Consider the following 19,871-nt stretch of genomic DNA (forward strand, 5'->3'; position numbering starts at 1 on the left):
AGGGCCGCGCAAGTGCTGGACACTGTCTGCCGCTGTGTCACATTCCCGTCATTCCGCCGGTGCTAGGGACCCGGCGGATCGAACGGGGCCCGAGCGCTCCGAAACAGGGAGAGATCTTATGACCAAGAGCCACCTTCTGGGTGCCGTCGCATTGGCCGCGCTGGCCTTCGCGATGCCGGCTGCCGCGCAGGATTGCGAGCGGGGCGACCTCGATGACCGATATTGCGATACCGACGGCGACCTGATCGCCGACATCCCCACGGATGCCGCCGACCAGATCGACCCCGACACGCTCATCTTCGCCTATACCCCGGTCGAGGATCCCGCCGTCTACGAGACCGCATGGGCCGACTTCCTCGCGCATCTCGAAGCGGCGACCGGCAAGGACGTCGTGTTCTTCCCCGTCCAGAACAACGCCGCCCAGATCGAGGCGATGCGGTCCGGTCGTCTGCATATCGCAGGCTTCAACACCGGGTCGAACCCGCTGGCCGTGAACTGCGCGGGCTTCCGTCCGTTCACCATCATGGCGGGCGAGGATGGCAGCTTCGGCTACGAGATGGAGATCATCACCCATCCCGACAGCGGCATCACCGAGGTGGCCGACATCGCCGGTGGCCAGCTGGCCTTCACCTCCGAGACGTCGAATTCGGGCTTCAAGGCGCCGTCGGCGATCCTCGCCTCGGAGTTCGGCATGAGCGCCGGCGAGGATTTCGAGCCGGTCTTCTCGGGCAAGCACGACAACTCGATCCTCGGCGTGGCCAACAAGGACTACCCGGCCGCCGCGATCGCCAACTCGGTCAAGGCGCGGATGCTCGAGCGGGACGTGGTCACCGACGACCAGCTCGTCACGATCTACACCTCGCAGACCTTCCCGACGACGGGCTACGGCACGGTCTACAACCTGACCCCCGAGCTGCAGCAGTCGATCCGCGACGCCTTCTTCAGCTTCGACTGGGAAGGCACGTCCCTGGCCGAGGAGTTCGGCAAAAACGGCGAGTCGCAGTTCCTCGAGATGACCTACCAGGAATTCTGGGACGTCATCCGCAAGATCGACGCGGCCAACGGCGTCAGCTACGCTTGCGAATGATCGCCTTCGGGTGACACAAGACTGCGCGGGGCGGCTTCACGGCCGCCTCGCGTTTATCGGGGGGACGGACATGCTGCGGCTCGACAAGCTGGTGAAGACCTACAAGACCGGCGACCAGGCGCTGAAATCCGTCGAACTCGACGTGCCGGCCGGACAGGTCGTCGCCCTGATCGGCCCCTCGGGCGCGGGCAAGTCTACGCTCATTCGCTGCATCAACCGCCTGGTCGAGCCGACCTCGGGCGCCGTCTGGCTCGGCGATACCGACCTGACGCGGCTGGGCGCCGGGGCGCTGCGCCGCGAACGCCGCCGCATGGGCATGATCTTCCAGGAATACGCGCTGGTCGAGCGCCTGACCGTGATGGAGAACGTGCTGTCGGGACGGCTCGGCTATGTCGGGTTCTGGCGCTCGCTGACGCGCCGCTTCCCGCAATCGGACGTGGACGAGGCATTCCGCCTTCTGGACCGCGTCGACCTTCTGCACATGGCCGACAAGCGCGCGGATGAGCTGTCGGGCGGGCAACGCCAGCGGGTCGGCATCTGCCGCGCGCTGATCCAGAATCCCGCGCTCCTCCTGGTGGACGAGCCGACGGCCTCGCTCGACCCCAAGACCTCGCGCCAGATCATGCGCCTGATCTGCGAGCTCTGCGCCGAGCGCGGCCTCGCCGCGATCATCAATATCCATGACGTCGCCCTGGCCCAGATGTTCGTCGCCCGCGTCGTCGGCCTGCGCTTCGGCGAAGTGGTGTTCGACGGCCAGCCCGACGCGTTGACCCCCGACAAGCTGACCGAAATCTACGGCGAGGAAGACTGGGAGGCGACGATCGAACCCGTCGAAGACGAGGTCGAGGCCGCCGAATGAGTGCCGCGACCCACCGCGAACTCGACGACATGCTGGGCACGGCCTGGCGTCGGCCCGCCTTCATCAAGCGGCCCTGGCTGCGCTGGGTGCTGGGGATCGGGTTCCTGCTCTACCTCATCGCCGCGATCGCCTCGGTCGAGGTCAACTGGACGCGCGTCTACGAAGGGCTGGATCGCGGCTGGGCCTTCGTGCTGGCCTTCACCTCGCCCGACTTCACGAGCCGGGGCAGCGACATCTGGAACGGCATGGTGGAATCGATCGTCATCACGGTCGCCTCCTCCGTCGTCGGCATCCTGATCTCGATCCCCATCGCGCTGGGCGCCGCGCGCAACATCGCGCCACTGCCGGTCTACGTGATCTGCCGGGGCATCATCGCCGTCAGTCGCGCGCTGCAGGAAATCATCGTCGCGATCCTGCTGGTTGCGATCTTCGGCTTCGGGCCGCTCGCGGGGTTCCTGACGCTCAGCTTCGCAACCATCGGGTTCCTGTCGAAGCTCCTGGCTGAGGATATCGAGAGCATGGACCGCAGCCAGGCCGAGGCCATTCGGGCCACCGGCGCGCGCTGGACGCAGTGGATCAACTACGGCGTCCAGCCGCAGGTCATCCCCCGCCTGATCGGGCTGTCGATCTACCGCGTCGACATCAATTTCCGCGAGAGCGCGATCCTCGGGCTGGTGGGTGCGGGTGGCATCGGCGCGACGCTGAACACCGCCTTCGACCGCTACGAATACGACACGGCTGCGGCGATCCTGCTGCTGATCATCGCGGTGGTGATGGCGCTGGAATACATCTCGGGCGTCGTCCGGGCGCGGGTGCAATAGATGCCGGTCCTTCAGACATCCGACCGCCCCGTCTGGCGCAAGCGCACCACCGGGCAGGCCATGGTCCGCTGGTTCGGCTGGCTCCTTGGCGTTGCCGCGTTCCTGTGGTGCTGGGCGCAGATCTCCGACGCGACGACCTGGTTCTTCGTCTGGGACGCGCCGCGCATCGCGGGCGACATCCTCGGGCGCGCCACGCCGCCCCGCTGGTCCTATATCGAGAACCTCTGGTGGCCGATCTGGGACACGCTCAACATCGCGACGCTGGGCACCATCGCGGCGCTCATCATGGCGGTGCCCGTGGCCTTCCTCGCGGCGCGAAACACGACGCCCTCGGCGCTCTTCATCCGGCCCGTGGCACTTTTCATCATCGTGGCGACGCGCTCGATCAACTCGCTGATCTGGGCGCTCCTGCTGATCGCGATCATCGGGCCAGGTGTGTTCGCCGGCATCGTGGCCATCGCGATCCGATCCATCGGCTTTTGTGCCAAGCTGCTCTACGAGGCGATCGAGGAGATCGACCGCACCCAGGTCGAGGCGATTAACGCCACCGGCGCGTCCCGCTGGCAGGTCATGGCCTGGGGAATCGTGCCCCAGATCGCGCCGGCCTTCGCGGGGATCGCGGTCTTCCGCTGGGACATCAACATCCGCGAATCGACGGTGCTGGGCCTCGTCGGCGCGGGCGGGATCGGGTTGCAATTGCAAGGCTCGCTCAACACGCTGGCCTGGCCGCAGGTGTCGCTGATCCTCCTGGTGATCCTGCTGGCGGTGGTCATCTCGGAATGGGTTTCGGCGAAGGTCCGGGGCGCGATCATCTGATGTTCGGCCCGATCTTCGACGGCTACGAGGCGGTCCGCGACCGGCTGCCCGATGCCGGTCCCGGCGGCGCCTGCACGCACGAAGCCGATCTGTCCGAGATCGCGGATCGCTACGAGGTGTTCCTGCTCGATGCGTTCGGCGTGCTGAACGTGGGCGAGACGGCGATCCCCGGCGCGGTCGAACGAGTCCGTGATCTTCGAGCGGCTGGAAAACGCGTCCTGATCGTCTCTAACGCGGCGGGTTTTCCACATGTGCGCCTCATGGAGAAGTACGACCGACTGGGCTTCGACTTCGGTGCGGGTGATGTGATCACAAGTCGGATGGCGCTGATCGCAGCACTCGACGGCGCGCGCGCGCGGCATTGGGGCGTGATGGCGAACCCCGATCTAGGGCGCGTTGATCTGGAGTCGCTTGACTTGAGGTTCCTAGGGGACGATCCCGCCGACTACGATGAGGTCGAGGGGTTCCTGCTAATCGGATCCGCCATCTGGACCGAGGATCGCCAGACGCTTCTCGTGAGGAGCCTCACGGCGAACCCACGCCCCGTCTTCGTCGGCAATCCCGATCTCGCCGCTCCGCGCGAAGGCGGCCCGTCGCGCGAACCGGGGCATTGGGCGCACCGGCTGGCCGACGCCACCGGCGTCGTGCCCGTGTTCCACGGCAAGCCCTTCGCGGATATCTACGACCTCGCTTTCGCGCGGCTCGGCCAGCATCCAGGGCGGCGCGCAGTTATGGTCGGCGACAGCCTGCATACCGACATCCTCGGCGCGCAGGTCGCGGGGGTCGACTCAGCGCTTATCACCGGACATGGCATCCTGCGTGAGCACGATGCCGAGGGCGCCATCGCGGCCAGCGGCATTCGGCCCGACTGGATCCTGCAGACCACCTAAAAGCCGACGCGGTCTCCGCCCTTGAGCTTCAGCATCGTGCGTGCCTCGGCGGGGGTCGCGGTTTCGAAGCCCAACCCTTCGATCAGGCCGCGCATGGCCGTCACCTGCTCGGCATTGCTCTGCGCGAGCTGTCCCGGCCCGATCCAGAGGCTGTCCTCCAGCCCGACCCGCACATGCCCGCCCAACGCCACCGCCTGCAGCGCGACGGTGCGCTGGTTGCGGCCCGCACCCAGCACGGACCATTCGTAATCGGCACCGAACAGACGATCCGCTGTCCGCCGCATATGCATCACGTCCTCGGGATGGGCGCCGATGCCACCGAGCAGGCCGAAGACCGACTGGACGAAGAACGGCGGCTCGACCAATCCGCGATCCGCGAAATGCGCCAGCGTGTAGAGATGCCCGATATCGTAGCACTCGATCTCGAACCGGGTGCCGTTCTCGGCACAGGTGGTCAGGATGTACTCGATATCCGCGAAGGTGTTCCGGAAGGGGCGGTCGCGCGATCCTTCGAGGAAGGGCCGCTCCCAGTCATGCGCGAAGTCACCGTAGCGGTTCAGCATCGGGTAGAGCCCGAAATTCATCGTGCCCATGTTCAGCGATGCGACCTCGGGCGCGAACTGGGCTGCGGGGCGCACGCGCTCCTCCACCAGCATCGCGGGCGAGCCGCCGGTGGTGACATTGATGACCGCGTCACAGCCCTGCCGGATGACGCCGAGGATCGGGGCGAAGGCTTCGGGCGACTGGTCGGGGGCGCCGGTCTCGGGATCGCGGGCATGGACATGAACGAGGGCGGCACCCGCCTCTGCCGCGCCGATGGCGGCATCGGCGATCTGGCTGGGCGTGACCGGCAGATGCGGCGACATGCTGGGCGTGTGGATCGCGCCGGTGACGGCGCAGGTGATCATGACCTTGCGGGGCATCGCGTCCTCCCTCTTCTATGCCAGCGTGGGAGGAACGGGCATGAACATGCAACTGAAAGACGCGCGCGTCGTCGTCACGGCGGGGGCGAACGGCATCGGGCTGGCCATGGTCCGCGCATTCCTGGCCGAGGGCGCGCGGGTCGCGACCTGCGACGTGGACGCGGCGGCGCTGGAGCCGCTGCGGGCGGAGGGGCTGCACGCGAAGGTCTGCGACGTGGCCGACACCGCGGCGGCGGCGGGGTTCATCGCGGGCGCGATCGACGCGCTGGGCGGGCTCGATTGCCTCGTGAACAATGCGGGTATCGCGGGGCCGACGGCGGGGGTCGAGGATGTCGATCCGGGCGACTGGGCCCGTGTCATCGATGTCTGCCTGACGGGGCAGTTCAACTGCACGCGGGTCGCCGTGGCCGCCCTGCGCGCCAGCACGAACGCCTCGATCCTCAATGTCTCCTCGGCCGCCGGCAAGTTCGGCTTCGCGCGCCGGTCGCCCTATGCCGCAGCCAAGTGGGGCGTGATCGGCTTCACCAAGTCGCTGGCGCTGGAACTGGGGCCGGATGGCATCCGGGCCAACGCGCTCCTGCCCGGCATCGTCGCGGGCGACCGGCAGCGGCGGGTGATGGAGGCGCGGGCACAGGCGCAGGGCCGCTCCGTGGCCGAGGTGGAGAAGGACGCCTTCGCCGCCGCCTCGATCAAGGACTACGTCACCGCCGAGCAGCTCGCCGACCAGGCGGTGTACCTCGCCAGCCCGCGCGGGCGCACCATCTCCGGGCAGGCCATCGCGGTGGATGGCGACCTCGGGATGCTCGGCTGAGCGGGTCTCATCCCGCGACCGGCAGCCCCGCCGATTTCCAGCCGTTCAGGCCGCCCTTGATGACCAACGCGTCGTAGCCCATCCGGCTCAGCGTGTCGGCGGCCAGCGCGGCGCGGCCCCCGGCGGCGCAAAGCACCAGTACCTCGCCCGATCCCGCCTTCGCGGTCAGCGCCACGTCGGCGGCGTCCCCGCCCGGATCGGCCTTCCATTCCAGAAGGCCGCGCGGCACGTGCAGCGCGTCGGCGACGCTGCCGTTCTGCTGCAGTTCGCCCGGCTCGCGGATGTCGAGGATCAGCGCGCCATTCCCTTGCCGGTTCAGCGCATCGCCGGGGTCGATGGTGGCCACGCGGTCGTTGGCGGCGGCGATCAGGTCCTTGAGGCTTTCGGCCATCGGGGTCTCCTTCAGGTGGCGAGGGCGGGCTTCAAGCGCCCGCCGAGGGTGAGCCCGATCAGCATCGCGGGCAGGAAGACGAGGGTGCCCGGCGCGCCCATCGCAAGGGCCGCCCAGGCCGGGCCGGGACAGAACCCGCCGATCCCCCAGCCGATGCCGAAGAGCGCGGCACCCATCAGGAGGGGCCGGTCGATATCGGAGGTGGCGGGCATGCGAAACGTGTCGCCGAGCATCGGCGCGGGACTGCGCCAGACGAGGCGGAAGCCGAGGAACGCGGTCACCGAGGCGCCGCCCATCACGAAGGCGAGGCTGGGGTCCCATGGCCCGGCGACATCGAGGAAGTTCAAGACCTTGGCCGGGTTCGCCATCCCCGACATCAGAAGGCCGATCCCGAAGACCAGGCCCGCGACGAATCCCAGAGCGATGCGCATCAGACCGCTCCCCACGGACCGTGGCGCAGCAGGAACACCGTGATCCCCGCGGTCGCCATGAACATCGCCACCGCCGCCAGCGAGCGCGGCGACAGCCGGGCCAGCCCGCAGACCCCGTGCCCCGAGGTACAGCCCGAGCCGATGGCCGTGCCGATGCCGACCACGAGGCCCGCGATGGCCATTCCGGGAAGGTTGTCCGACACGGTCTGCGCCGGAAACGCGCCCGTTGCCACCAGCCAGACCAGCGGCGCGGATACCAGCCCGCCGAGGAACGCGATCCGCCAGCCGCGGTCGCCTTCGGTCGCGGCACTTGGGATCAGGCCTCCGGTCGTGATGCCCGAGATGCCCGCGATCCGGCCGAACAGAGCCATGACCATCACCGCGCTGAGCCCGATGAGGATGCCGCCCCCGAGCGAGGCCCATGGCGTGAAATCAGTAGGGATGGCGGGGGGCATGGCGGTCTCCGTCGGATCGGGCGTTCCGCACGGATGCCGCACCGCGCGCCCGCCGTCCAGATCGGCGTCTTGGCGCGGCGGTCCGGACGTGGCACCGATGGGCGATCCGACCGGAGGCTTCAGATGACACAGACCATTCGCCATGGCGGCGCGCTGCTGACCGAATGCCTCGTGGCGCAGGGGGTCGAGCGGGTGTTCTGCATTCCGGGCGAGAGCTTCCTCGCCGCGCTCGACGGGCTGCACGACGCGGATATCGACGTGGTCGTCGCGCGCCAGGAGGGCGGCGCCGCGATGATGGCCGAGGCGACCGGCAAGCTGACCGGGCGGCCGGGCGTGGCCTTCGTGACGCGCGGCCCTGGGGCGACGAATGCCAGCGCGGGGGTCCATGTCGCGTTCCAGGATTCGACGCCGATGATCCTCTTCGTCGGACAGGTCGCCAGCGACCAGCAGGACCGCGAGGCCTTCCAGGAGGTCGATTACCGCCAGATGTTCGGGCCGCTGGCCAAGTGGGTCGGCCAGATCGACCGCGCCGATCGCATCCCCGAATACGTCTCCCACGCCTTCCACGTCGCGCAGTCGGGGCGACCGGGGCCGGTGGTGCTGGCGCTGCCCGAGGACATGCTGTCGGGACCGGCAGACGGCGAGGCGGCTCCCGCGGCGACGCTTGCGTCGGGCAAGGCGGCGGATGACGACATCGCCGAGATCGTCTCGCGGTTGGCCAGGGCCGAGCGTCCCTTTGTCATCGTGGGCGGCGGCGGTTGGGACGGTGATGCCCATTCAGCCATCGCGCGCTTCGCCGCGGCGATGGACCTGCCGGTCGGCGCGTCCTTCCGCTGTCAGGACTACATGGATAATGGGCACCCGAACTACGCGGGCGATGTCGGCATCGGGATCAACCCCGCCTTGGCCCGTCGTGTGCGGGAGGCCGACGTGATCCTCGCGCTCGGGTCGCGGCTGGGGGAGATGACGACGTCGGGCTATACGCTCCTGACGCCACCGGTCCCGAAACAGAGCCTGATCCACGTCCATGCGGACCCGTCCGAGCCGGGCCGCGTCTATCGCCCCGACATGGCGGTCACCGGGCGGCCCGGCGCGGTGGCGGTGCAACTGGCCGAAGCCGCGCGGCCCGTCACCGGCGGCCGCGCGGCCGTGGCGCGGGCCGAATACGCGGCGTGGCAACAGCCCGAGGAGACGCCCGGCGCGCTGAAGATGGAGCGCGTCGTCGCGCATCTGGGCGATGTGCTGCCCGAGGATGCGATCTGGACGAACGGGGCGGGCAACTACTCGGCCTGGGCGCATCGCTACCACCGCTATCGCCGGTGGCGCACGCAGCTCGCGCCGACCTCCGGTTCGATGGGTTACGGCTTGCCCGCGGCGATTGCCGCCAAGCTGCAGCACCCGGGGCGCGAGGTGATCTGCCTGGCCGGCGACGGCTGCTTCCAGATGGTCAGCCAGGAATTTGCCACCGCCTGCGGGGCTGGGGCTAACGTGATCGTCCTCGTCTGCGACAACGGCATGTACGGCACGATCCGGATGCATCAGCAGAAGCACTATCCCGGCCGCCCCTCGGGCACCGCGCTGCACAATCCGGACTTCGCAGCGCTCGCCCGCGCCCATGGCGGCCATGGCGAGACGGTAGCGGCGGATGGAGAATTTTCCGAAGCGCTGGAGCGCGCGCGGGCGAGCGGCCTGCCCGCGATCATCCATCTCAGGCTCGACCCTGCGGCCCTGTCCCCGAAGCTGCGGCTCGAAGGGACCTAGTTCGCCGCCATCTCGGTGCCGACCGAACGGTACCAATCGCGAAGGGTCGCCCGTTCCTCGGGCGTGATGCCGGTCAGGTTGGCAGGCGGCATCGCGTGGCTGACCCCGGCCTGCAGGTAGACCTCGCGCGCGTGGCGGGCGATATCGGCGGGCACCTCCAGATGCACGCCCTTCGGTGCCCAGAGCATGCCGTCCCAATTCGGCTCGCGCGCGTGGCACATCGAGCAGCGCCCAGCGACGACGTTGGCCGCCGCCTCGAAGCCGGGGGCGGCGGCGAAGCGGGCCTCGGCGGGTGTCAGGGGCGCGGCGTCCAGCGTCTCGTAATCGCCGTCGAACATCCGCGCCGTCGAGAGCCAAGCGATCGCGACGAAGATCAGGCCCGTCGCGAGCCATGTCCAGGCGGGCCCCTGGCCGGTGGCATGCAGCGTGTTGAAATAGTGCCGGATCGAGACGCCCATCAGGAAGACCAGCGCTGCGATGATCCAGGCCGCGTCGGTTCCGAAGGCCAGCGGGTAGTGGTTCGACAGCATAAGGAACAGCACGGGCAGCGTCAGGTAGTTGTTATGCGTCGAACGCAGCTTGGCGATCTGGCCATACTTGGCGTCCGGCGTGCGTCCGGCCTTGAGGTCCTCCACCACGATCCGCTGGTTCGGCATGATGACGAAGAACACATTGCCTGACATGATCGTGGCGGTCATTGCGCCCAGGTGCAGTAGCGCCGCGCGCCCAGTGAAGACCTGGTTCAAAAGCCAGGACGATGCGACGATCCCCGCGAAGAGAACGAGCATCACGACCGTCGCGTTCGACTTCAGCGGCGAGCGGCAGAGCGCGTCATAGCCGATCCAGCCGCCTGCGAGGAACGCCGCCGACAGCGCGATGGCCTGCCACGGCGCGAGGTCGGCACGGGCCGGGTCGATGAGATAGAGCTCGGACCCCGCCCAGTAGACGATGGCCAGCAGCGCCGCGCCCGAAATCCAAGTCCAATAGGCCTGCCATTTGTGCCAGGTCAGGTGCTCGGGCAGGCGGTCGGGCGCAACGAGGTACTTCGTCGTGTGGTAGAAGCCCCCGCCATGCACCTCCCATTCCTCGCCATACGCGCCCTTGGGCATTCCCGGCGCTTGCCGCAGCCCGAGGTCGAGCGCGATGAAATAGAAGCTCGACCCGATCCACGCGATGCCGGTGATGACGTGCAGCCAACGGACCCCGAAGGCCAGCCAGTCCCACATGACGGCATAGTCGTACATCTCAGCTGCCCCGATAGGTCGAGTAGCCGAACGGGCTGAGAAGGAGAGGGACGTGGTAGTGGTCCGCCGCGTCCATCCCGAAGCGGATCGGGATCTCGTCGAGGAACAGGGGCTCGGTTCCGTGGCCCTGCGCCCGCAGGTAGTCGCCCGCGTGAAAGGTCAGGGTATAGGTGCCGGTCGCGAACTCGGCTTCGGGCAGGATCGGCGCATCGGTGCGGCCGTCCGCGTTCGTCATGGCTTCGGACAGGCGCGTCGCTCCGTCGCCGTGGATCCGGTCGAGCGTGATCCGGAGGCCCGCCGCGGGGCTGCCCCGCGCGGTATCGAGCACATGCGTCGTCAGGTAGCCCGCCATGATCGTCCCCTTGCCTGTCGTCCCGCCCCCCGGTCTAAGGTGAGCCGGTCTGCGAAGGAAGATGCCATGGACGCCCCCCGCTATCCCCGCGACATGCACGGCCACGGCGCCAACCCGCCCGATCCGGCCTGGCCCGGCGGCGCGCGCATCGCGGTCCAGATCGTGCTGAACTACGAGGAAGGCGGCGAGAACAATGTCCTGCACGGCGATCCGGCGTCGGAGGCATTCCTTTCTGAGATCACGGGCGCCCAGCCTTGGCCGGAGATGCGCCATGCGAACATGGAATCGATCTACGAATACGGCGCGCGGGCCGGGTTCTGGCGGCTGCATCGGTTGATGGGGGACCTGCCGGTCACGGTCTACGGCGTCGCCAGCGCGCTCGCCCGCGCGCCCGCGCAGGTCGAGGCGATGCGGGCGGCGGGCTGGGAGATCGCGTCCCACGGTCTGAAATGGATCGAGCATCGCGATATGCCCGAAGCCGAGGAACGCGCCGCGATCGCGGAGGCAATCCGCCTGCACACCGAGGTCACGGGCACGGCCCCGCGCGGGTTCTATTGCGGCCGGTCGAGCGAAAGGACGCTGGCGCTCGCCGCCGAGACGGGGGCCTTCGCCTATCTCGCCGACAGTTATGCGGACGATCTGCCCTACTGGGTGGAGTACGGCGCGCGCGATCAGTTGATCGTGCCCTACACGCTGGACGCAAACGACATGCGCTTCGCGATCCAGGCCGGGCATCCCGACGGGGCCTCGTGGGAGCGGTATCTGCGCGACAGCTTCGACTGCCTCTACCGCGAGGGCGGGCGGATGATGTCGGTGGGCCTGCATTGCCGCCTCGCGGGTCGGCCCGGGCGGGCCGAAGCGCTGCGCCGGTTCCTCGACCACGCGCGGGGCCACGAAGGCGTCTGGTTCGCCACGCGAGAGGCGATCGCGGATCATTGGGCCGCGACCCATCCCCATGTCCGGCGCGACCGGCCCTCGGCGATGGATCGTGCGGCGTTCGTGGCGCGCTTCGGGGGTGTCTTCGAGCACAGTCCGTGGATCGCAGAGCGGGCGTGGGCCGGGGAGCTGGGCCCGGTCCACGACACGCCCGCGGGCTTGCACAACGCGCTGGCGCGGGTCTTCCGGACGGCGTCGGCGGAGGAGCGTCTTGGCGCCCTCCGCGCGCATCCCGACCTTGCGGGCAAGCTGGCCGCGGCGGGTCGGCTGACCGAGGAGAGCACGTCCGAGCAGGCGAGTGTCGGACTGGACCTTCTGACCAATACCGAGCGCGACACCTTCGAGGAGTTGAACGGCGCGTATGTCCGGAAACACGGCTTTCCGTTCATCGTCGCGGTGCGTGATCACACCAAGGCCGAGATCCTCTCGATGTTCGGGCGGCGGATCGACAATGACACGCCGGCCGAGATCGCGGAGGCCTGCCGCCAGGTCGAACGCATCGCGCGGCTGCGACTGGAGGACATGCTGTGAGGACGATCACCGCGCGGCCCATGACGGCCGAAGCCTTCGCGCCCTTCGGCGACGTCCTGGCGCTGGGCGAGACGCCGACGAAGATGATCAATGCGGGGATGTGCGGTCGGCACCACGATCTGGCCGCGCTCGATTTCGGGGACGGGCGGGCGGGGATCAGTCTGTTCGACGCGACGCCGCGCGCGCTGCCCTACACGCTCGACCTCATGGAGCGGCATCCCGAGGGCAGCCAGGCGTTCATCCCGATGCACCGCGCCGAATGGCTGGTGACCGTGGCGCCGGATGTCGGCGGCGTGCCCGGCGATCCACTCGCCTTCATGGTGGCGCCGGGGCAGGGGATCAACCTGCATCGCGGGACGTGGCATGGCGTGCTGACACCGCTTGCAGCACCCGGCCTCTTCGCGGTGCTCGATCGGATCGGCGCGGGCGCAAACCTTCAGGAACACCCGCTCGACCCGCCCTGGACGGTAACCGCCTGACGCCGCGCGTCAGCCCCGGCGGGGCAACGGCGCATGGCGATTCACATCCTTGTAGAGCAGGTAGCGGAACGGCCCCGGCCCGCCTGCGTAACAGGCCTGCGGGCAGAAGGCGCGAAGCCACATGAAATCGCCCGCCTCGACCTCGACCCAGTCACGGTTGAGCGCGTAGACTGCCTTCCCCTCCAGCACGTAGAGCCCGTGCTCCATCACATGCGTCTCGAGAAACGGGATCACGGCACCGGGCTGCAGGGTCACGATGGTGACATGCATGTCATGGGCCATGTCGTCTGGATCCATGAACCGGGTCGTGGCCCAGGCGCCATCGGTGCCCGCCATCGCCGTCGGCGTCACGGCATCGTCGGACGTGACGAAGAAGGCGGGCGCGTCCACCCCTGGCGCAGGCTCCCACGCCTTCCGGATCCAGTGGAAGGTCAGCGCCGCATTGCCCCGGTTCCAGAGCGTCCAGTCCGCGCCCGGCGGGACATAGGCGAAGCCGCCCGCGGCCAGCGCCTCGGTGCGGTCGCCCACCGTCAGCGTCGCCTCGCCGCCCGTGACGAAGAACGCGCCCTCGGCGCCGTCATCCGCCTCGGGGCGGTCGGACCCGCCGCCGGGCGCGACCTCCATGACGTATTGGCTGAAGGTCTCGGCGAAGCCCGACATCGGCCGCGCGATTACCCAGAGCCGGGTATCCCGCCAATGGGGCAGGGCGCTCGTAGTGATGTCGCGCATCGTGCCGTGGGGGATGACCGCGTAGGCGTCGGTGAAGACCGCGCGCCCGGTCGTAAGGTCGGTCTGGGGCGGCAGGCCGCCGCTCGGTGCGAAGTAGTTGGCCATGCCCTCCCCTAGCCGGTTTCAGGCCGAGGGGGGAAGCCGCTCGCGCAGGGCGGCGGGCATGCGGCGCAGGATTACCGCGCGAACCGTCTGCCAGCCCGCGCCCAGCCCGACCAACAGCGCGCCGAGTGCCAGGATCGTCGGCGCGGCCGCGTTGCCTTCGGTCGCGATGATGACGAGCGCCACGATGTAGCCGACCGCAGAGATCAGGAACGAGCGCCGGTCGATGGCGATGGCCACAAGCGCGAAGCCGAGCAGGATCAGCCCGAGCGCGAGGGAGGCCAAAGGCGTGTCGCGGCCGATCAGGGTCAGCGCGACCGTGTTGACGATGGCCGGGGCGGCGACGATGTGCAGCCAGAAGCCGTTCGCCGCGCGCAGGCCCACGCGGTAGGGGTCCGACATGTCGAAGTGCATGGCGATCGCGAAGAGCACCAGCCCGAAGAGAAGCGTGCCCCAGGCGAACGGCCCCTCGGCGGAGAGAAGGAACAGGTTGCTGCCGGTCACCTCGGCCCCCGAGAGCGTCGCGAGCCCAAGGACGAGGCAGCCGAAGGCCGTCGCCGCGAGGATCGCCATCGCGAAGGGGACGCGATAGCGCAGCCAGTAGGCGAAGGTCGAGGCCGTGGTCAGTGCCAGCGGCACCACCGCCGCCTCGAGGTCGAGCCCACCGAAGACGGTCACGCTGCGGTTCCACATCGCCCAGAAGCCGAAGGCGACCACGGCCCAGCTGATCGTCAGGGCGATGGCCGGCGCGATCATGCGGCGGCGACGGATGAAGTATTCCGACAGCAGCGCGATCAGGCCGAGCGTCGCCAGCGCCCCGATCATCGCGACCGTGGCGACATTCGACGAAGACGAGACGAAGATCGACCAGACGCCGAACCAGCCGAAGGACAGTATCCCGAGTCCGACGACGATGAAGATCTCGTTGAAGCCGCGGAAGAGCTCGAACGGCTCCTCACTCGGACGGATCGACGCGCGGCCCCGGCGGCGCGCGTCGGCGAGGCCGACGAGGCTGGCCGCCTGCGCTTCCGTGAGGGTGCCCGCGCCGACCGCGGCGCGCAGGTCGTCGCGCTCGATCACGCCTCGATCGCTTCGAGCGTGAGGCTGCCATTGGTGTAGACGCAGATATCGGCGGCGATCGCCATGGCGCGGCGGGCCACCTCCTCGGCCGAGAGATCGCCGTCCATCAGCGCGCGCCCGGCGGCCAGCGCGTAGTTGCCGCCCGATCCGATGGCCGCGATGTCATGCTCGGGTTCCAGCACGTCGCCCGCGCCGGTGACCACAAGGAGGTCGGTGCCATCCGTCACGATCAACATCGCCTCGAGCTTCTGGAGATACTTGTCGGTCCGCCAGTCCTTCGCCAGCTCGACGCAGGCCCGTTGCAGCTGGCCGGGCGTGGCCTCCAGCTTCTGCTCCAGACGTTCCAGGAGGGTGAAGGCATCCGCGGTCGAGCCCGCGAAGCCGCAGACCACGTCGTGTCCGCCCGGCGACAGGCGGCGTACCTTGCGCGCCGTGCCCTTCATCACCGTTTGGCCGACGCTGACCTGTCCGTCGCCCGCGACGACGACGCGCCCGCCCTTGCGGACGCCGATGATGGTGGTGCCGTGCCAGCCGGGAAAATCGCTCATGCCGTGGTCCTCCTGCCGCGCGAAGGGGCGCGGTCGCATGGCCCCGATATGGGTCAGGCGTCGGCGAACCGCCAGCCTTTGCGCCTCGGAACACGCACGGCGAGCATCGGCATCAGCCACGGGCCGCGGAAGCGGTTCAGGTCCAGCGCCTCGTAGACGCCGGTCGTGCGGTGCCCGTCGATCACCGTCTCCACGGCGCAGCGGTTGTAGAACGGCGCGTCCAGCATGGCCTTCACCTGCCGCGGCGCTTGGCCCGCGTCGCAGCGCGTCTCGCGGCGCACCAGCCAGTTCGAGCGGCGGAAGCGTTGAAGGGGCGGCGCCCCGATCGCCTCGCAGCCGCCGTCCCGGTCAAAGCGCAGTGCCACGCCAAGGGTCGAGCCATCGCGGCGCACCGCGTCGTAGAATGCGACCGCCCCCTCGGGCGTCGGGAAGCGACCCCAGGTCCAGTAGTCGAAATCCGCCTCGAGCGCGCGGGTGCCGAAATTGGCGTCGAGATAGCCGTGCCCGTCCCAGGTCCAGCCGGGCCTGTCGATCTCGACCGAGATGTCGGCCACGGGCGCGAAGGGTCGCCAGACATGCGCGCCGTCATCGGTCAGGGGCACCTCGACATCGGTGATCGCGCTGGGCGTGACGGTGATGCGGCCGCGCAGGCGCTGGGCATGGGGGGTCGAGACCTCGTCGAGGGCGATGATCAGCCGCCCGCCTTCCCAGCGCAGCGACGATGGCCCGACGGTGAAGCTGTCCCCGGTCTGGCGCAGCGCGGCGCGGCCCCGGTCGGTCATCGCCCAGCGCCCGCCCCGCCCGTAGGTGACGACGTTGATGCAGATGTTGTCCTCGGGGTCGGCGCGTCCCGACCAGCGATACCAGGGCGAGAAGACCGACCCGATGAAGGCGATCACCGAGACGGCGCGTTCCCCGTCCTCCGAGAGGCCGTCAACATACCACCACGCATAGCCGTCCGGCGGGACGGCGAGCGCGAAGTTCGGTCGCTCTCGATCGCCTCGGCCGCGAGCCTGCCGGACGTGGCCGCCATCGGGATGCCCGCCCCCGGATGCGCCCCGCCCCCCGCCAGATAGAGCCCTTCGATCTTCGTTCGCGCCCGCGGCCGCCGGAACGCCGCCATCATGCCCCCGGGCGACAGCCCGTAGAGCGATCCGCGACTGGCCGGGAACATCGCCCCGAACTGCTCGGGGGTCGTCAGGGCCATTGTCTCCGGGCGCGGGTCGAATCGCAGGCCCATCGAAGCCAGTCGCGTGAAGGTCGTCTCTCGGCATCGGGATTGCTCCTCGGGGTCGGGGTGGGCGCCTGTGCGGGGCGGGCCGTTCATGATGATTTCGAAGCGCTCGGGGCCGGTCGGCGGCGCGCCGCCCCGGTCCTGCGCGCAGACATAGAGGGTCGGGTCGGTCGGCATGTCGCCGCGCGCGATCTCGGCGAATTCCGAGTTCGGGGTGCGGGCGAAGAAGACGTTGTGATGCTCGGGCGCGCGCCCGGTCGGCGTCGCGGCGAAGGACCAGACATAGGCCGAGAGACTGCGCGCCGCGACGGCGGGGGCCGGGACGGATCGGCGAAGCGCATCGCCCAGAAGGCCATCATGCAAAGCATGGGGATCGCCGTTGAATACGACCCTATCGGCGGCGATGCGGGCGCCTGACGTATGGACCGCCGTGACGCGACCGCCCTCGGTCTCGATCCGATCGACGGGTGCCCCCAGCCGGATGTCGGCCCCCGCGGCGTCGGCGATGGCCTCCATGGCCCGCGCCAACTGTGCCATGCCGCCCCGTACGGCCCAGACGCCGCGCGATTCGGCGTGCCAGACCAGCGAGAGCAAGGCGGGCGACGCGGCGGGATCGCCGCCGACATAGGTGGCGTAGCGCCCGAAGAGCTGGCGCAGACGGGGATCGTCGAAGCGTTGGGCCAGGTCCGTGGCCATCGTGCGTCCGGGCGCCAAGGCGCGGATGAGCCGGGGGTTGCGCGCCACGACACCGGCCATCCCGAGGAGTGATGGCGCGCCGGACTGCATCATCGGCCCCTCGAATGCCGCGAAGAGCCGCGCCATGTCGCGGTGGAAGGTCTCGAATTGCTCGGCGGCGCGGGCCCCGGCGAAGGCGCCGATGGCGTCCCGCGATCGGTCGGCGTCGGCGAAGAGGTCGAGCGTCGCATCCCCGTCCCAATGATGGCGCGCCAGCACCGGGAGCGGGTCGAGCATGACATGGTCAGTTAGCGCGTGGCCGCAGGCGTCGAACAATTCCTCGAAGATCGGGCGCAGCGTCAGGACCGTCGGACCGGCATCGACCGGACCGACCACGCTCGGCACGGTGCGCATCTTGCCGCCGACATCGGACCGCGCTTCGAGGACCGTCACGTCGTGGCCGCGATGCGCCAGCCGCATGGCCGCTGCCAGCCCGCCGATCCCGGCCCCGATGATGACGATACGCTCGGACATGCGCCCACCGTCGTTGACAGGCGCCCAATGTGTCAACATCATGTGACACCAACTGTCATGTCAAAATGACATCTTGAGTGCGAGGTCTGCCATGCCCCTGACCAGCCGGATCGAAGGCGCGATCGACGCCGCGCTGACGCGCGCGACACGCGGCACGGTGCCGCGCAAGCTCGCCGCGGCGCTCGATCACGCGGTCAAGCCGGGCGGTGCACGCATCCGCCCAACGATCTCGCTTTCGGTGGCGCTGGCCTGCGGCGACGACCGCCCGGCCCTTTCGGATACGGCGGCGGCGGCGATCGAGCTGATCCATTGCGCCTCGCTCGTGCATGACGACATGCCCTGTTTCGACGACGCCGCGATCCGGCGCGGCAAGCCGTCGGTGCACCGCGCCTTCGGCGAGGATATCGCGCTCCTGACCGGAGACAGTCTGATCGTGCTGGGGTTCGATATCCTCGGGCTCGCTGCGCAGGACCATCCGACGCGCGCGGGGCAGCTGGTGCTGGAAATGGCGCGCTTTACCGGCATGCCGCACGGGATCTGCGCCGGGCAGGGCTGGGAGGCCGAAGAGGTGATCGACCTCCAGACCTATCACCGGGCCAAGACCGGCGCGCTGTTCACCGCCGCGACGCGAATGGGTGCCGTCGCCGCCGGTCGCGATCCCGAGGAATGGAGCGAGCTGGGCGCGCGCATCGGCGAGGCGTTCCAGGTGGCCGATGACCTGCTCGACGTGATGCAGCCCAGCGATGTGACCGGAAAGCCCGTCGGCCAAGACGCCCTCCATGGCCGCCCGAGCGCGGTTGGGGAGCTGGGGATCGACGGCGCGATCCGGCGGCTGGAAGACATCCTCTCGGGTGCCATCGCCTCGATTCCCGCATGTCCGGGCGAGGCCATGCTGGCCGAGATGGTGCGCCGCACGGCCGAGCGCCTGACGCCCGCGCACCACGCCGCCCATGGTACGGCGGCCGAGTGAGGTGACCCTCGCCGAGCCGCGCCTGCCCGCATCCGCGCCGCGCGCAGGCTGGGCCATGCGCCTCGTCGCATCGCGCCGCTTCCAGTCCATCGTCGCCGCCATTCCCGGCCTGCGCCGCATCGCGCGTGCCGACGGCGAGGCGCTGTTCGATCTGGTCGCGGGCTTCGTCCATTCCCAGATCCTGAGCGCCGTGGTCGAGCTCCGGCTACTGCACCGGTTGATGGACGGGCCGGCGGAGGCGCGCGATCTCGCGACCCACGCCGGGCTCGAGACGGACCGGATGACCCAGCTCTGCGACGGGGCGGTCGCGCTGGGCCTGATGCGGCGGCGGCGCGACGGGCGATATGCCATCGCGCGGCGGGGGGCGGCGCTTCTGGGCGTGCCGGGGCTCGAAGGGATGATCCGGCATCATGCCGTGCTCTACCGCGATCTGGCCGATCCGCTCGCGCTTCTCCGGGGGGGCGAGACCGAGCTGTCGGCCTTCTGGCCCTACGTGTTCGGGGCGGGCGCGGCCTCGAATCCCGAGACGGCGCGCCGCTATTCGGACCTGATGTCCGAGAGCCAGGCGCTGGTCGCCGAGGAGACGCTGCGCCGTGTCGACCTCTCGCGTGCCGGTACCGTCCTCGATATCGGCGGCGGCACGGGGGCCTTCCTGACGGCGCTGGGACAGGCCCATTCCGCGCCCGACCTGCACCTCTTCGACCTGCCCGCCGTGGTGCCCGATGCCCAGGCCCGGTTCGAGGCCGCGGGGCTCGGGTCGCGGAGCCGGATCACCGCCGGGAGCTTTCGGGACGATCCTCTGCCCGGCGGCGCGGATACGATCACGCTGATCCGCGTGCTCTACGACCACGACGATGCGACCGTCGCCGCCCTCTTGCGGGCCGCGCACGACGCGCTGCCGTCCGGCGGACGGCTCGTGGTGAGCGAGCCGATGACGGGCGGCGCGGCCCCGAACCGGTCGGGAGATGCCTATTTCGCCTTTTACTGCATGGCGATGCGAACGGGCCGCGCGCGGTCGCCCGAGCGTATCGCCACGATGCTCCGGGAGGCGGGCTTTGCGGAGGTGGACGACCATGGCACGAGCCGCCCCTTCGTGACGCATGTCCTCTCCGGCAAGCGAGCCTGACAGACCATCTGTCTAACTTAGTTGACACAGATCAACGTCACGGTAGAGTTACACCGTGTCGTGGACGCGTTGTCCGCAGACCGTGA

Annotated in this window: 22 protein-coding genes; 11 read left to right on the forward strand and 11 right to left on the reverse strand. The window is 69.4% G+C overall.

The features are described 5' to 3' along the window. Positions 1-118 precede the first annotated feature (118 nt). The 5 genes from phnD (at position 119) to ACK8OR_RS12320 (ending at position 4,473) form a co-directional block, all read left to right on the forward strand. Positions 119-1,087 (forward strand): phosphate/phosphite/phosphonate ABC transporter substrate-binding protein, encoded by a 969-nt coding sequence (phnD, locus tag ACK8OR_RS12300; RefSeq protein WP_410189677.1) that lies wholly within the window; start codon positions 119-121, stop codon positions 1,085-1,087. 70 nt (positions 1,088-1,157) lie between these two features. Continuing rightward, positions 1,158-1,946, forward strand: a complete 789-nt coding sequence (gene phnC / locus ACK8OR_RS12305; RefSeq protein ID WP_410189678.1) for a phosphonate ABC transporter ATP-binding protein — start codon at positions 1,158-1,160, stop codon at positions 1,944-1,946. Then, on the forward strand, positions 1,943-2,767 hold the full coding sequence (phnE, locus tag ACK8OR_RS12310) for a phosphonate ABC transporter, permease protein PhnE (protein ID WP_410189679.1): 825 nt from the start codon (positions 1,943-1,945) through the stop codon (positions 2,765-2,767). Before phnC ends, phnE (ACK8OR_RS12310) begins: the two co-directional genes overlap by 4 nt. Positions 2,768-2,827: 60 nt before the next feature. Next, entirely contained in the window at positions 2,828-3,583 is a 756-nt protein-coding gene (gene phnE / locus ACK8OR_RS12315) for a phosphonate ABC transporter, permease protein PhnE (RefSeq protein WP_410189901.1), read from the forward strand. Next, positions 3,583-4,473, forward strand: coding sequence for an HAD-IIA family hydrolase (locus ACK8OR_RS12320; RefSeq protein ID WP_410189680.1), 891 nt, complete (start codon positions 3,583-3,585; stop codon positions 4,471-4,473). Before phnE (ACK8OR_RS12315) ends, ACK8OR_RS12320 begins: the two co-directional genes overlap by 1 nt. Here ACK8OR_RS12320 and ACK8OR_RS12325 read toward each other — a convergent pair. After that, positions 4,470-5,396 carry a beta-keto acid cleavage family enzyme gene (locus tag ACK8OR_RS12325; RefSeq protein ID WP_410189681.1) on the reverse strand — a complete coding sequence of 309 codons (927 nt, stop codon included), beginning with the start codon at positions 5,394-5,396 and terminating at the stop codon, positions 4,470-4,472. The two genes, ACK8OR_RS12320 and ACK8OR_RS12325, sit on opposite strands and share 4 nt — an antisense overlap. Positions 5,397-5,436: 40 nt before the next feature. Between ACK8OR_RS12325 and ACK8OR_RS12330 the strand changes: the two genes are divergently transcribed. Next, positions 5,437-6,207, forward strand: coding sequence for an SDR family oxidoreductase (locus ACK8OR_RS12330; RefSeq protein ID WP_410189682.1), 771 nt, complete (start codon positions 5,437-5,439; stop codon positions 6,205-6,207). A 7-nt stretch (positions 6,208-6,214) separates the two neighbouring features. On the opposite strand, the gene ACK8OR_RS12335 is transcribed toward ACK8OR_RS12330, so the two are convergent. The 3 genes from ACK8OR_RS12335 to ACK8OR_RS12345 are packed head-to-tail and all read right to left on the reverse strand — an operon-like array spanning position 6,215 to position 7,484. After that, a complete protein-coding gene (locus tag ACK8OR_RS12335; RefSeq protein WP_410189683.1) occupies positions 6,215-6,598 on the reverse strand; it encodes a rhodanese-like domain-containing protein in 384 nt (127 codons plus the stop codon). 11 nt (positions 6,599-6,609) lie between these two features. Continuing rightward, complete coding sequence (locus ACK8OR_RS12340) at positions 6,610-7,029, reverse strand: DUF6691 family protein (RefSeq protein ID WP_410189684.1); 420 nt, start codon at positions 7,027-7,029, stop codon at positions 6,610-6,612. Next, positions 7,029-7,484 carry a YeeE/YedE family protein gene (locus tag ACK8OR_RS12345; protein ID WP_410189685.1) on the reverse strand — a complete coding sequence of 152 codons (456 nt, stop codon included), beginning with the start codon at positions 7,482-7,484 and terminating at the stop codon, positions 7,029-7,031. Before ACK8OR_RS12345 ends, ACK8OR_RS12340 begins: the two co-directional genes overlap by 1 nt. Positions 7,485-7,607: 123 nt before the next feature. Between ACK8OR_RS12345 and ACK8OR_RS12350 the strand changes: the two genes are divergently transcribed. After that, a complete protein-coding gene (locus tag ACK8OR_RS12350) occupies positions 7,608-9,245 on the forward strand; it encodes a thiamine pyrophosphate-binding protein (protein ID WP_410189686.1) in 1,638 nt (545 codons plus the stop codon). Here the strand turns inward: ACK8OR_RS12350 and ACK8OR_RS12355 are convergent. Together ACK8OR_RS12355 and uraH are read right to left on the reverse strand one after the other, a co-directional pair. Beyond that, entirely contained in the window at positions 9,242-10,489 is a 1,248-nt protein-coding gene (locus ACK8OR_RS12355) for a urate hydroxylase PuuD (protein ID WP_410189687.1), read from the reverse strand. The genes ACK8OR_RS12350 and ACK8OR_RS12355 overlap by 4 nt on opposite strands. Before the next feature lies 1 nt (position 10,490). After that, a complete protein-coding gene (uraH, locus tag ACK8OR_RS12360; RefSeq protein WP_410189688.1) occupies positions 10,491-10,841 on the reverse strand; it encodes a hydroxyisourate hydrolase in 351 nt (116 codons plus the stop codon). 66 nt (positions 10,842-10,907) lie between these two features. Between uraH and puuE the strand changes: the two genes are divergently transcribed. Next, positions 10,908-12,308 carry an allantoinase PuuE gene (puuE, locus tag ACK8OR_RS12365; RefSeq protein WP_410189689.1) on the forward strand — a complete coding sequence of 467 codons (1,401 nt, stop codon included), beginning with the start codon at positions 10,908-10,910 and terminating at the stop codon, positions 12,306-12,308. Beyond that, positions 12,305-12,787, forward strand: coding sequence for an ureidoglycolate lyase (locus ACK8OR_RS12370; RefSeq protein WP_410189690.1), 483 nt, complete (start codon positions 12,305-12,307; stop codon positions 12,785-12,787). Before puuE ends, ACK8OR_RS12370 begins: the two co-directional genes overlap by 4 nt. A gap of 9 nt (positions 12,788-12,796) precedes the next feature. On the opposite strand, the gene ACK8OR_RS12375 is transcribed toward ACK8OR_RS12370, so the two are convergent. From ACK8OR_RS12375 to crtD, 5 genes are read right to left on the reverse strand one after another with little or no spacing between them, the layout of a single operon-like run. Then, positions 12,797-13,621 carry a bifunctional allantoicase/(S)-ureidoglycine aminohydrolase gene (locus ACK8OR_RS12375; protein WP_410189691.1) on the reverse strand — a complete coding sequence of 275 codons (825 nt, stop codon included), beginning with the start codon at positions 13,619-13,621 and terminating at the stop codon, positions 12,797-12,799. An 18-nt stretch (positions 13,622-13,639) separates the two neighbouring features. Then, positions 13,640-14,698: a hypothetical protein gene (locus ACK8OR_RS12380; protein ID WP_410189692.1), complete on the reverse strand. Its 1,059-nt coding sequence runs from the start codon at positions 14,696-14,698 to the stop codon at positions 13,640-13,642. Next, the gene (gene hslV / locus ACK8OR_RS12385) at positions 14,695-15,246 is read right to left on the reverse strand and encodes an ATP-dependent protease subunit HslV (RefSeq protein WP_410189693.1); all 552 of its coding nucleotides are present in this window, start codon (positions 15,244-15,246) and stop codon (positions 14,695-14,697) included. Before hslV ends, ACK8OR_RS12380 begins: the two co-directional genes overlap by 4 nt. 53 nt (positions 15,247-15,299) lie before the next feature. After that, the gene (crtC, locus tag ACK8OR_RS12390) at positions 15,300-16,145 is read right to left on the reverse strand and encodes a carotenoid 1,2-hydratase (RefSeq protein WP_410189694.1); all 846 of its coding nucleotides are present in this window, start codon (positions 16,143-16,145) and stop codon (positions 15,300-15,302) included. Beyond that, positions 16,142-17,689, reverse strand: coding sequence for a 1-hydroxycarotenoid 3,4-desaturase CrtD (crtD, locus tag ACK8OR_RS12395; protein ID WP_410189695.1), 1,548 nt, complete (start codon positions 17,687-17,689; stop codon positions 16,142-16,144). The genes crtC and crtD overlap by 4 nt, the downstream gene beginning before the upstream one ends. 91 nt (positions 17,690-17,780) lie before the next feature. On the opposite strand from crtD, the gene ACK8OR_RS12400 reads away from it, so the two are divergent. Continuing rightward, the gene (locus ACK8OR_RS12400) at positions 17,781-18,659 is read left to right on the forward strand and encodes a polyprenyl synthetase family protein (RefSeq protein ID WP_410189696.1); all 879 of its coding nucleotides are present in this window, start codon (positions 17,781-17,783) and stop codon (positions 18,657-18,659) included. Positions 18,660-18,714: 55 nt separating this feature from the next. After that, the gene (locus ACK8OR_RS12405) at positions 18,715-19,785 is read left to right on the forward strand and encodes a methyltransferase (protein WP_410189697.1); all 1,071 of its coding nucleotides are present in this window, start codon (positions 18,715-18,717) and stop codon (positions 19,783-19,785) included. Positions 19,786-19,871: the final 86 nt, after the last annotated feature.

This window comes from Jannaschia halovivens, assembly GCF_046452375.1.
Classification (GTDB): Bacteria; Pseudomonadota; Alphaproteobacteria; order Rhodobacterales; family Rhodobacteraceae; genus Jannaschia; species Jannaschia halovivens.

Bases quoted from the DNA above. Each gene is read 5' to 3' on its own strand.
- ACK8OR_RS12330 (WP_410189682.1), top strand. From the start codon at position 5,437: ATGAACATGCAACTGAAAGACGCGCGCGTCGTCGTCACGGCGGGGGCG.
- crtD (WP_410189695.1), bottom strand. From the start codon at position 17,689: ATGTCCGAGCGTATCGTCATCATCGGGGCCGGGATCGGCGGGCTGGCA.
- phnD (WP_410189677.1), top strand. From the start codon at position 119: ATGACCAAGAGCCACCTTCTGGGTGCCGTCGCATTGGCCGCGCTGGCC.
- ACK8OR_RS12340 (WP_410189684.1), bottom strand. From the start codon at position 7,029: ATGCGCATCGCTCTGGGATTCGTCGCGGGCCTGGTCTTCGGGATCGGC.
- phnC (WP_410189678.1), top strand. From the start codon at position 1,158: ATGCTGCGGCTCGACAAGCTGGTGAAGACCTACAAGACCGGCGACCAG.
- phnE (WP_410189901.1), top strand. From the start codon at position 2,828: ATGGTCCGCTGGTTCGGCTGGCTCCTTGGCGTTGCCGCGTTCCTGTGG.
- ACK8OR_RS12325 (WP_410189681.1), bottom strand. From the start codon at position 5,396: ATGCCCCGCAAGGTCATGATCACCTGCGCCGTCACCGGCGCGATCCAC.
- ACK8OR_RS12375 (WP_410189691.1), bottom strand. From the start codon at position 13,621: ATGGCCAACTACTTCGCACCGAGCGGCGGCCTGCCGCCCCAGACCGAC.
- ACK8OR_RS12335 (WP_410189683.1), bottom strand. From the start codon at position 6,598: ATGGCCGAAAGCCTCAAGGACCTGATCGCCGCCGCCAACGACCGCGTG.
- ACK8OR_RS12345 (WP_410189685.1), bottom strand. From the start codon at position 7,484: ATGCCCCCCGCCATCCCTACTGATTTCACGCCATGGGCCTCGCTCGGG.
- ACK8OR_RS12400 (WP_410189696.1), top strand. From the start codon at position 17,781: ATGCCCCTGACCAGCCGGATCGAAGGCGCGATCGACGCCGCGCTGACG.
- hslV (WP_410189693.1), bottom strand. From the start codon at position 15,246: ATGAGCGATTTTCCCGGCTGGCACGGCACCACCATCATCGGCGTCCGC.
- ACK8OR_RS12350 (WP_410189686.1), top strand. From the start codon at position 7,608: ATGACACAGACCATTCGCCATGGCGGCGCGCTGCTGACCGAATGCCTC.
- ACK8OR_RS12355 (WP_410189687.1), bottom strand. From the start codon at position 10,489: ATGTACGACTATGCCGTCATGTGGGACTGGCTGGCCTTCGGGGTCCGT.
- uraH (WP_410189688.1), bottom strand. From the start codon at position 10,841: ATGGCGGGCTACCTGACGACGCATGTGCTCGATACCGCGCGGGGCAGC.
- puuE (WP_410189689.1), top strand. From the start codon at position 10,908: ATGGACGCCCCCCGCTATCCCCGCGACATGCACGGCCACGGCGCCAAC.
- phnE (WP_410189679.1), top strand. From the start codon at position 1,943: ATGAGTGCCGCGACCCACCGCGAACTCGACGACATGCTGGGCACGGCC.
- ACK8OR_RS12320 (WP_410189680.1), top strand. From the start codon at position 3,583: ATGTTCGGCCCGATCTTCGACGGCTACGAGGCGGTCCGCGACCGGCTG.
- ACK8OR_RS12405 (WP_410189697.1), top strand. From the start codon at position 18,715: ATGCGCCTCGTCGCATCGCGCCGCTTCCAGTCCATCGTCGCCGCCATT.